We start from the raw sequence: 7241 nt of genomic DNA on the forward strand, positions 1-7241 counted from the left end.
GCGCTTAGAAGCGCGTGTTGATTTCAAGCTGCAAGACATCGATATCGAACGGCGCGCCATACACCGCCTCCGAGTTGAGCCAGCGCGCGGTGGCGATCACGTTCTTCTCCACGCCGTAGTTGGCGCCCAGGAAGTACCCCTTGGCGTTGGTCCCGCCGAGGTGGAATGAGTTGTCGTTGAAACCGTCCGGCAAGGCATCCGGCTGGATGTACTTGTAGCCGGCGAAGACGTTCCAGTCGCCCTGGCGCTTGAGTTCCAGGGCATTGCCGAGGGTGAACTGCACCATCGCGGCATTGGCGCCACTCTGGATCTTGCCGTTGTTGTCCAGGTTATTGACGATCTGCCCGGCGGCGCGGCGGTTCATTTCGCCTTCGTCGTAGCCCAGGTTGTGGACATAGTCGAACTGGCTGCGCAACTGGAAGTCTTGCGGCAGCTCGCTGTCGAGCACCAGGTTCAGGTCCAGCAGGTTGAACTTCGAGGCCAGGCCGACGAACTGCGGCTGCGCCGTTGTGGTCGGAGTGGCGGGATTGATGGCGATATCGCGGAGCAGGAAGACCGTGTTGCCTTTCTGCATGAACGAGGCGCGGGTACCGTCGGAGCTGCAGCCCGGGTCCCCGGCCCAAGGCTCGCAACTGTCGGAGCGCTGGCCTTCGATACTGTCGAACCGGTAGTAGGCCAGCGCACCCTTGAGTTTGTTGTGCTGGCTGATCTGCCAGTTGGCCCCTGCCTGCAGGCCATACAGCCACTTGTCCGCGCTCGCCTGCTTGTCATAACCGTTGCTGGTGGAGGTGTCGGAGCTGTACTCGATGGGGAAGGCGCCGACGGTGCCGAAGACGCTCCAGTCGGCGTTCAGTTTCTGATTGAAAAGCGCCGCCACGCCGTCGAAGTTCAGGTCAGGCGAATACAGTATGTCGGTGGAGAAGAACGGGTTGGCGATACGTCCGCCGGTCAGGCTCAGGCGATCGGAATACTTCCAGGTCAGATAGCCCTGGTCGAGCCAGAGGTCCTTCTTGGCGAAACCGCCGCCCAGGACCTGGGTAGTCGAGACCGGGTTGTTGTCGGTACCGGTGCCGATGCGGATGCCCGCTGTCCAGTCCGGGGCAATGACCGCTTTCATGCCCAGTCGGGCGCGGATGCGAAAAGAGGTCTCGCGGTCTTCCCGGGTGTTGAGCAATGGCGGCAGGCTGGTGCTGGTTTTCGGGTTGACGTCGTAGGGACCGCTGGCATTGAGCTTGGCGAAGTCGACGATCTGGTTGCTGTTGCCGCTGGAGTAGTAGCGCGACTCGTCGCGCAGGCGCAGGTCGCCGTCGAAACTGATACGCGAGACCCAGTCCGGGAAGGTGTTGGGCTGGGCCCAGTTTTCCTGCTTGGCGGTGGCCATGACCTCGGCCTTGACCTGGTCGCGGATCTGATCGCGGACAATCGCCGGGACGTACTGTACACGCACCTCCCCCGGAGTCGCGGGCGGAGCGCTGGCAGCAACCACGCTGGCCTGGCGCGCCTGGACGGCTTCTTTTTCGGCCTGGGCAATCAGCCCGTCAGCCTGCTCCTGCTTGAGCACACCCTGCTGCACCAACAGGCGGATCAGGTTGATCGTGGCGTTTTCCGAGGGCGCTGCGGGCGTTGCCGCTGCCGCCTGGCCGACCAGGGTCGCAACGACCAGGCCGACCGCCAGGCTCAATCGATTCACATTGGAAATCATTTTCACACAACTCCTAAGACAAGACTGCGAATGGGTTGAACTAGCCGGGACGCCGGCCTTGCAAGGCAATACGCAATGGCAGCGTGATCGACGCCGGAGGTCGTTCGCTCAACCGCGGCGCGGCGCGCAGGGCTGCCAGTACCTGGGTATCGATCTTCGGATCGCCGCTGGACTTGACCAGCTCGACCCGGGTGATCTCCCCGGCCGCGCTCAGCCAGATATCGGTCTGCAGCGAAAACGCCAGGCTGCGCAACTGCGGGTCCTCCTTGAGCAAGCGCTGGAAGGCATAGGCAATAAACTGGCTGTAGGTGCCAGTGCCCAACCGTCCACCTCCCGCCCCAGCCATCCCGCCGCCCTTCCCCGCGCCGATGTTGAAGGCATCGCCACCGGCCTGGGCGTCGCCGTCGATCTGCATCGGGTTCTCCAGGTCGTTGGCCGGTGACGGCGGTGCTTCCTCCTGGGGCTTGACCTGTTCCGGCTCGGGGGTCGGTTCGGGAATTTTTTCTTCCACCGGGGTTTCCGGCTCCTTTGGCTTTTCCGGCTCTGGAGGGGGCGGTGGTGGGGGCGGCAACGGAATCAGCATCGGCACCTTCGGCGCTTCCCGGCGCACACCGCTCATGTCGTGGGCCCACTGCCACAGGAACCAGGCCGCAACGGCCCCCAGCAGTAGCCCTGCGCCCCACTTCAACGGGCGCAGCGGCGACTTTTTCAGCGGATCGGGGCTGATCGGTAATTTAGCGGTCATGGTCAGCCCTGGGTCGGTTTGCCAGTGACCAGCCCGACCTGGGACAACTCCAGGCGTCGCAGCAGGTCGAGCACTTCGATCACTTTCTGGTACTGCACCGTGGCGTCGCCGCGCACGATGATCGGAAAGTCCGGGCTTTGCGCCTTCTCGATCCGCAGGCGCTCTTCCAGCTCCGGCAACGTCACCGGGTAGGCATCGAGAAACACCTGGCCGCCGTCGTTGACCGAAATCGCCTTGGTCTTGGCCTGGGACAACGACACCGAGGCGCTGGCCTTGGGCAGGTGAATCTGGATACCCGAGACCTGGGCGGTGGCAGTGAGGATGAACATCACCAGCACCACCATCAGCACGTCCACCAGGGGCGTGATGTTGATGCTATCGACCGCGGCATCGTCATCGTCGTCGTGGGAGGCATTTACGCTAGCCATGGCTATTCCCCTCAGGCCGGAATCGACGCGTTGTGTTGATCGGTATGCACACCACGACGATGGGCGTTTTCGTGGGACTGACTTTCACCGTGCATCTCGGCCAGACGAGTGATGAACTCGTCGACGAACACCCGCATATCGGCACTGACTTCCTTGTTGCGGGTGATCAGGCGGTTGTAGCCGAACAGTGCCGGGATCGCGACGAACAGGCCCATGGCCGTGGCCAGCAAGGCCGCCGCCATGCCCGGGGCGATGGCGTTGATGTTGACGTCACCGGCCATGGCCGTGCCGAGAAACACCACCATGATCCCCAGTACGGTACCGAGCAGGCCGATATAAGGGCCGCCGGCAATGGCGTTGGACAGGGTCGAAAGCTTGGAACTCAGTTGCTGGTTTTCCCGGGTGCGCACGCCGTCCATGGAGCAGCGGATGGCTTCGATGGTCGCCGCCGAGACCGACGAGGTGTCCGCACCCTGGGCACGGCGGGTACGGATTTCCTTGACCGCCACCAGGTACAGGCGCCACAGCGAAGAGTGTTCCAGGCGGCGGGCCAGGTCCTGGTTGTCGGCGAACATTTCCAGGCGCGTGCCAACCTGGGCGAACTGTTCGCGGAAGACTTCGTTGGCCCGGCTGACGCGACCCAGGGCGCTGTTCTTGCGGATCATGATGAACCACGACTGGAACATCATCAGCACCAGGACGACGATGATCACCCAGGCATCCGCCGGTACGGCCTTGAGCAGGAAGCCCAGGCTGCCGAAGCCGAAGCCCGACTGTTCTTCATCCGCGCCATAGACCACCAGCTTCGATTCAGCGCCCTGGGACATGGCATCGGCCAGCAGCGCAGCGGCCGGACGCACGACCTTGGACAGGCGCAGTTCGTCGATGGCGCCCTGGAACGGCTGGTAAAGCGCTGCGACTGGCGCTGCTGGATCGGCGGCTGGGAACTCGGCCCCCACGGCAATCGGTGAGTTCAGCGCCGGGACTTCCTGGGCCAGGCTTGCGCTCTCGCGACCGTTGACGAACAACGTCACCTTGCTGCCCTGCACGGTGACTGCCAGGTGTTGCCATTGCCCCGGATTCAGCGCCTGGATCGAAACTCCGCGCTGGCCATTGACCTCCACAAAGGGCGTGCCCTGGCTGACACCCAGCACAAAGTCATGGCCGCCTTCGCGTCGAGCCACTACCACATGCTCACCCGTGGCCTGATCCAGGCGCACCCAGGTACTCAGGGTCAGGGCGCCGCCAGCGCTGTGTTGCAGAGAAGGACTGGCCGGCAGCGACAAGGCCTGGCCAGCCAACTGCAAGGCACCACCGATCACGCCGTCAATACGGCTACCCGTGGCGTTCTGGGCATTGTTGGCGAAAGCCGTCGCGTCCTTGGGTGGCGTGCCCACCGCGCCGTCGAAGTGATAGACCGCGGTGTAGTTGGGATCGAACGCCAACTGGCCGTTGCTCACCGCCGGAGCCTTCGCGTTGCCGTAGTACATCCACAGGTCCTGGCGTTGGGCACCTTCGACCTTGGGCACATCGACCCAGATCAGTGCCATGCCCATCAACGGATCGAAGCTTTCGATCTGGTAGTTGAGCTGGGTCTTGTCGTCGGCCGCGACGAAGCGCAGGTCCGAGCCGTCCTCCTTGACCCCGTCGAAGGTGAAGTTGCCGGTGTGCAGGCGTACCAGCAGGCTGGTACGCCCCGGGGCATCATTGATCGCCGCACCTTGTGGAGTGGTGTCGACGGAAATCTGCTTGCGGTAATGCCAGTCATCCTGCCACCAGGCATTGGCAGTTGCCGGAAGCACGAGGCCCAGGCAGATCAACAAGGAAATCATCAGGCGCTGCATGAAAATTGCTCCGTAATAAGGTTCAGAAAGTCGCTTGCAGGCTGAAGTGCAAACGCGAGTCCTGCTTCTGCGTGTTCGGTCCATTGACCAGCGGGTATCCCCAATCGAGGCTGCCGGACAGCCATTTGCTCAAGCTGGCCCGAGTGCCAAGACCGACACTGGCCAGGCTGTAGTCGGCCTTCTGCTCAGGCAGCGGCTCGCGCAGGTAAAGCTGGGCGCCCTCGGCGAAGGCATACAAACGCCACTCCTGGACATAGCTGCCCAGGTACTTGGCCAGGGACGGCGTGCGCAGCTCCTGGGAAAACACCACGCCTTGATCGCCGGTGACCTCGGCGGCCAGATAGCCGCGCACCGAGGTGGCGCCGCCGGCGGACATCTGTTCGTTGGAAATCAGTGGGCCGGAGGCCAGTTGGAACGAGGTCTTCGTCGCGCTCTGCCACTCACCGAAAATGTCCTGGGTGTAACTCAGGTCACCCCTGAGCGCGGCGAAACTGGGGCTGGCGCGGTACCGCTTGTTGTCGAAGTCCTGGTCGTTGCTGCCATAGCCGAAGAAGGCCCGGGTCCCGACCACCAGGCTCAGCCCCAGGCCCAACTGGGATTTTTCGGTGTAGCGATAGCCGTTGTAGCCGAAGGTCAGCGGCGCGTACTTGAGCGGTACGGTGTCGCTGCTGCCACCGAACTTGAGCTGCTCTTCGAAGTCCTTGAAGTCCACTCCCAGGGACAGCGAGTTGGACCAGACGCTGCCCCCCGGCACGGTGTAGATCGCCGAGACACCATAGGAATGGCCCTTGCCCAGCACGTTGCTGCCGCCGATGGTGGCGACGTTGCTGTCGGACTGATAACCGGAAAACTGCACGGCCCAGCGCTGGTTCAGCGGCGCGCTATAGGAACCGGACCAGACCTTGGCGTTGCTCTGGTCCTCGGGCGCGGTGAAATAGGTCAGGGAGATGCTGTGGCCCAGTTGCCAGAGGTTGTCGTAGCCAACCGAGGTCACCATGCGCAGATCTTTGGTGTCGGCACTGTGGTCGTTGTTCAGGCCGACGCTGGCGTGCCAGGGATTCTTGTCGTCGACTTGCAGGTCGACGTCCATGGTCCCCGGGCGCTGGCCTTCGCGGACCAGCGGCATGACCTGCCGGCCTGGGCTCTTGTTCAGCGCCGCCAGTTCACTCTGAACCTGGGCGAAGTTGGGCACGTCGCCCTCCTTCAGGGCCGGGACATCGTCACGGATCTCCACCGGCGAATAGTGCTGGGCACCGACCACACGGACCCGGCCGACCTTGGTTTCGCTGATCTGCAGGTAGACAATGCCGTCCTCGACCTTCTGTTCCGGCAACTCGACGTACACCGACTGGTAACCCTTGGCCTGGTAGCTTTTCTGCAGGGCATCACGGGCCCCTTCGATATCGCTCAGGGCCTTTTGCGGGCCGAGAAATGGATACACCGCTTCTTCGATATCCCGCGCCTGCAGCACGGTGTTGCCGCGCACCACGTATTCATTGACATCGACCAGCTTGGCCTTGGCCGGCGCCTCATCGGCCAGCAATGGACGCCCCAGCACTGCCAGGACCAGCCCGCCGCACAGCGGCAGCCAGTGCCCGGCCAGCCTCGGTCGTGCTCTTTTGAAGAACAAATGCTCCACACCGCCCCCTTGATTCAAAATGGCCTCGAACGCGGTCGAGGCCCTATGGGCCCGGATCAATACCCCGGACACCTCAGTTATTTACGGTCGATATCGACGGGTGCCGGGCCAGCCAGGTATGCAGCTGGGCGAAGTTCAGGGAGAACTCCGGCATCTGCAGCAAGGCGCCGCAGAACACTTCACCGATGATTTTCTGGATCAGCAGCACCGCCTGCGGGTTGTCCAGCAGCGTGGCGATGTCCTTGCTCAGCACACTGAAGTTCCAGACCTTCTGGTTCAGGTCCAGACCGACGAACCAGCGGAACAGCAGGTTGTAATTGAGCTGCTCGTAGAGTTGCTGCTCGCTGGGTACCGAATAGAGCAACTGCAGCAGGAGAATGTGCATGACGGTCTGGGGGGCGATCTGCATGCCGGAATCGGCATTCAACGAGCGTTGGAACTCGCGATCGTCGTCGAGCAGGTCATCGATCTGCGGGCGCAACAACACCAGGGAATGACCGGGCGGGATATAGCTGGAGACCTCCTTCAAGGCGCCCTGCCAATCGTCCTGGGACACAATCCAGACCCAGGGCGCACCGTAGCGATAGACCGAGACAGGCTTCTTGCGGGCCGCCTCGACGATCTTCGACAAACGCTGATCCAGTTCCTGCATGCCCACTTTCGAGTAACGTTCCATAGTTCTCCTCGTCTCTCTACCGGCGTTGCCATGGGCCTGGGGACATGTCCCCTTGCGTGCCCTTGACCGCTTCACATATCCATGACGGGACTGGCCTTGTGCTACCGAACTTTTGTCACAAAAGCTTCATTCCGCAGCTGGGAATAAGGGGTGTACTCCCCTCCTGTAGGAGCGAGCTTGCTCGCGATGACGGCCTCCCAGGCGAAA

Annotated in this window: 6 protein-coding genes; all 6 read right to left on the reverse strand. The window is 62.6% G+C overall.

Annotated elements, in window-relative coordinates; translation table 11 throughout:
* Positions 1-4 precede the first annotated feature (4 nt).
* The gene (locus tag HX866_RS09050) at positions 5-1702 is read right to left on the reverse strand and encodes a putative porin (RefSeq protein ID WP_177139132.1); all 1698 of its coding nucleotides are present in this window, start codon (positions 1700-1702) and stop codon (positions 5-7) included.
* A 40-nt stretch (positions 1703-1742) separates the two neighbouring features.
* Positions 1743-2447, reverse strand: coding sequence for an energy transducer TonB family protein (locus HX866_RS09055; protein WP_177097984.1), 705 nt, complete (start codon positions 2445-2447; stop codon positions 1743-1745).
* A gap of 2 nt (positions 2448-2449) precedes the next feature.
* Positions 2450-2875, reverse strand: coding sequence for an ExbD/TolR family protein (locus tag HX866_RS09060; RefSeq protein ID WP_177101709.1), 426 nt, complete (start codon positions 2873-2875; stop codon positions 2450-2452).
* A gap of 11 nt (positions 2876-2886) precedes the next feature.
* A complete protein-coding gene (locus HX866_RS09065; protein ID WP_177139133.1) occupies positions 2887-4719 on the reverse strand; it encodes a DUF2341 domain-containing protein in 1833 nt (610 codons plus the stop codon).
* 22 nt (positions 4720-4741) lie between these two features.
* Positions 4742-6358: a ShlB/FhaC/HecB family hemolysin secretion/activation protein gene (locus tag HX866_RS09070; RefSeq protein WP_177139135.1), complete on the reverse strand. Its 1617-nt coding sequence runs from the start codon at positions 6356-6358 to the stop codon at positions 4742-4744.
* 73 nt (positions 6359-6431) lie between these two features.
* Positions 6432-7034, reverse strand: coding sequence for a transposase (locus tag HX866_RS09075; RefSeq protein ID WP_177097987.1), 603 nt, complete (start codon positions 7032-7034; stop codon positions 6432-6434).
* Positions 7035-7241 lie beyond the last annotated feature (207 nt).

Source organism: Pseudomonas gingeri, from assembly GCF_013386165.1.
Taxonomy (GTDB): domain Bacteria; phylum Pseudomonadota; class Gammaproteobacteria; order Pseudomonadales; family Pseudomonadaceae; genus Aquipseudomonas; species Aquipseudomonas gingeri_C.

Coding starts and splice junctions, on each gene's coding strand:
- HX866_RS09065 (WP_177139133.1), bottom strand. CDS start 4,719: ATGCAGCGCCTGATGATTTCCTTGTTGATCTGCCTGGGCCTCGTGCTT.
- HX866_RS09050 (WP_177139132.1), bottom strand. CDS start 1,702: ATGATTTCCAATGTGAATCGATTGAGCCTGGCGGTCGGCCTGGTCGTT.
- HX866_RS09060 (WP_177101709.1), bottom strand. CDS start 2,875: ATGGCTAGCGTAAATGCCTCCCACGACGACGATGACGATGCCGCGGTC.
- HX866_RS09055 (WP_177097984.1), bottom strand. CDS start 2,447: ATGACCGCTAAATTACCGATCAGCCCCGATCCGCTGAAAAAGTCGCCG.
- HX866_RS09075 (WP_177097987.1), bottom strand. CDS start 7,034: ATGGAACGTTACTCGAAAGTGGGCATGCAGGAACTGGATCAGCGTTTG.